Below are 3,374 nucleotides of genomic sequence, written 5' to 3' on the forward strand. Positions count from 1 at the left end.
AATTCTGTTCCGACGCCTGCCGCACCGGCCGGCGCGAGGCCGCACGGGCGCGCCAGGGCGCGACCGGAAAACCGCGTCGTGGCGCTTGATGCCCGGCGCGAAGTCGACTATCTAGCGGCGCACTCGGTCCCGTTCGTCTAGAGGCCTAGGACACCGCCCTTTCACGGCGGCAACACCGGTTCGAATCCGGTACGGGATACCACTCAAATCATCGAATTTTTCCGCTTCGCCAACGGCAGATACCGGATATCTGGCCGATATCCGCGCCTCTTGCGGCGATGGCCGAGGCCGGACACTTTCATGCCGCCGCCGCTCGCATCCCGGCTCGCGCAAGACCACCCCGCTGTCTCCGCGCCGCACCGCCGCCCGAGGCGCCGGCTCCGTCAGGAATTTTTACATCCTTGCGATGGCGAATTCATAAAAGCCTGATTTTCGCCGATATATTTTTTGGCATCAAAATTGCTGCGGTTCCGACAGCCTGAATGTCTTGCATTGAAATGAAAGTTGCAAAGCCATGAAGCGGATTTTCAAGATTATTGTTGGCGCCATGGTCTTCGGTGGCGCCTGGGCTGCCACCGCCCACGCGGATCCTGTCACCTTCGGCGGGACATATTCGGTGAGCACAAGCAGTGGCCTCGGCGTGAGCAGCGATCCACTCTTCCCAGTCTTCGACCTCGCACCAACGTTTACCCTGTCTCCACTCAATGTTGGACAGTCGGTAACTGACAACCTGTTTACGTTGTATGCAAACCAAAAGGCAGCGGGGAAACAGACTTTTTCTGTCGCATTCGACTTCACTCAACCGCCTCCCTCGTTTGGCGCAAACGGCAGCGGGACAGCGGTCGTCAAGAAACAGACGTATTTTTTCGGACTTTTTTATATCGATAGTATCAAAAACAACTCAATTCAATTCACGAATCCACTTCTCAAGCTCAACTTCGGACCAAACAACGACGGCGAGCTTGATATAAACCTGTTTGCAAATGAATACTTCCCCCACACGGTCAGCGCCAAATTCACCTTCGTGAAGGACCCAACCGCCGTTCCCGAGCCGGGCTCTCTCGTTCTTCTCGGCACGGGTCTGCTCGGTCTGTGCCTGATATCACGCCGCAACCGCCGCCGCGCCTGAGCGCAGCCCGCGCCGTGGGCGTCTGACTGATCAGCCCGTGCGATAGGGCATCATCCGATCCGCCCGGATCGGATGGTGCTCCCGCCGAACGCCGCCGCATGGCCGCACCCCGCCGGCGACATTGCATTCAGTTGTATACAATCTTGACTTGACCCCGCCCGGCCTCTACTCAGCACGGGCATGAGGTCTGAAACGGTCTTTCCCGCGACGGTCGACACGCTGGTGATCGGCGGCGGCAACGCCGCCCTGTGCGCGGCGATCAGTGCCCGGCGCGAAGGCGCCTCGGTGCTGGTGCTCGAAGCGGCCCCCGAATTCTACCGCGGGGGGAACACGCGGCACACGCGGAACATGCGTTGCGCGCACGACAGCGCCACGGATTTCCTCACCGGCCCCTATACCGAGGAGGAATTCTGGCAGGACCTTCTCCGCGTGACCGGCGGCGAGACCGATGAGGATCTCGCCCGCTTCATGATCGCCGAATCCAAGGACATGCTGACCTGGATCGCCCGCCAGGGCGTCAGGTTCCAGCCTTCGCTCGGCGGCACGCTCAGCCTGGGCCGCACCAATTCCTTCTTCCTCGGCGGCGGCCGCGCCATGCTGAAATCGCTCTACCGCACCGCCGAAAGCCTCGGTGTGCGGGTCATCTACGAGGCGGAAGTCATCGGCTTCGACATTCAGGACGGCGTGTTCCGCGAAGCCCTGGTCCGGCATGGCGGCGCCGTCGTGCCGGTGAAGGCCCGCACCCTTGTGGCAGCGGCCGGCGGGTTCGAGGCCAATATCGACTGGCTGAAGGAATCCTGGGGCGCCGCCGCCGACAATTTCCTGATCCGCGGCACGCCCTACAATCGCGGGGACATCCTGCGCCTGCTGCTCGATGCCGGCGCCGAGCCGGTCGGCGACCCGACGCAATGCCACGCCGTCGCGATCGACGCGCGCGCCCCGCGCTTCGACGGCGGCATCATCACCCGGCTCGACTGCGTCGTCTTCGGCGTGGTGCTCAACGCCAACGCCGAGCGCTTCTACGACGAGGGCGAGGATTTCTGGCCCCGGCGATACGCCATCTGGGGCCGCCTCGTCGCCGCCCAGCCCGGGCAGATCGCCTATATCGTCTTCGATTCCCGCTCGCTCCCCCTGTTCATGCCCTCGCTTTACCCGCCCGTGCAGGCGGACGACCTGCATACGCTCGCCACCCGGCTCGAGCTCGATCCGCAGCGCTTCGAAGCCACGCTCGCGGCCTTCAACGACGCGGTGCGCGAGGGGCATTTCGACCATACCGTGCTCGATGACTGCCATACCGAGGGGCTGTCGCCGCCGAAATCGCACTGGGCGCGGCGGATCGAGCAACGACCGTTCTATGCCTACCCGGTGCGTCCGGGCATCACCTTCACCTATCTCGGCGTCAGGGTCGGCCGCGACGCGCGGATCCGCATGAACGACGGCAGGCCGGCGGTGAACATGTTCGCCGCGGGCGAGATCATGGCCGGCAACGTGCTGGGCCGGGGCTACGCGGCGGGAATCGGCATGACCATCGGCAGCGTGTTCGGACGAATCGCCGGTCGGGAGGCGGCGCGCCATGGACGGAACTGACACTCGCGGCACCCCCGCTTTGGCCGAGGCCGCGCGGATCATGACCATCTGCAATTCGTGCCGTTACTGCGAAGGGCTCTGCGCCGTGTTCCCGGCGATGGAGCGGCACCGGGAGTTCAGCCCCGGCACGCTCGCGCATCTCGCCAGCCTCTGCCACGGCTGCGGCGCCTGCCTCGACGATTGCCAGTTCGCGCCGCCGCACGAATTCGCCGTCAACGTGCCGCGGACGATGGCCGCGGCGCGCCGGGAATCCTACGCGGCGCATGCCTGGCCGCGCCTGGCCGGCGGCGCGTTCGATCGCGGCGGCATCGTGAACGCCGCCGTCATCCTGCTCTGCGTCACCGGCTTCCTCGCCGCCATCATGCCAGCACTTTCGGGCGCCGGCGGCCCGCTCTCAGCACCCGGCGCGTTCTACCGGCTGATGTCGCATGGCGCGATGGTCGCGGTGTTCGGCCTCGCGGCGCTCTGCGCGGCCCTGATGATCGCCGCCGGCATCCGCCAATTCTGGCGCGCCGCGGGCCCCGCGCCGCATATCGGCCCCCGCGCGCTGGCCGGCGCGCTGCACGATGCGATGAGGCTCCGCTATCTCGATGGCGGCGGCGCCGGTTGCCCGGATGCCCAGCAGGCCCCGCGCGACCACCGCCGGCTGTTTCACCAT

At 65.4% G+C, this 3,374-nt stretch carries 2 protein-coding genes, 1 tRNA gene and 1 pseudogene; all 4 read left to right on the forward strand.

What is annotated here, in order from left to right; genetic code table 11:
* The first annotated feature begins 126 nt into the window (after positions 1-126).
* Positions 127-202 (forward strand) — tRNA-Glu (locus tag APM_RS00005).
* A gap of 312 nt (positions 203-514) precedes the next feature.
* Positions 515-1,129 carry a PEP-CTERM sorting domain-containing protein gene (locus tag APM_RS22450; protein WP_039887282.1) on the forward strand — a complete coding sequence of 205 codons (615 nt, stop codon included), beginning with the start codon at positions 515-517 and terminating at the stop codon, positions 1,127-1,129.
* A 180-nt stretch (positions 1,130-1,309) separates the two neighbouring features.
* Positions 1,310-2,716, forward strand: coding sequence for an FAD-dependent tricarballylate dehydrogenase TcuA (gene tcuA, locus APM_RS00015; protein ID WP_007421299.1), 1,407 nt, complete (start codon positions 1,310-1,312; stop codon positions 2,714-2,716).
* Positions 2,703-3,374 (forward strand): annotated as a pseudogene (tcuB, locus tag APM_RS00020) (tricarballylate utilization protein TcuB); the annotation flags it as partial. The gene tcuA and the pseudogene tcuB, both read left to right, overlap by 14 nt.

Source organism: Acidiphilium sp. PM (genome assembly GCF_000219295.1).
In the GTDB taxonomy this organism is placed as follows: Bacteria; Pseudomonadota; Alphaproteobacteria; order Acetobacterales; family Acetobacteraceae; genus Acidiphilium; species Acidiphilium multivorum.

Coding starts and splice junctions, on each gene's coding strand:
- APM_RS22450 (WP_039887282.1), top strand. CDS start 515: ATGAAGCGGATTTTCAAGATTATTGTTGGCGCCATGGTCTTCGGTGGC.
- tcuA (WP_007421299.1), top strand. CDS start 1,310: ATGAGGTCTGAAACGGTCTTTCCCGCGACGGTCGACACGCTGGTGATC.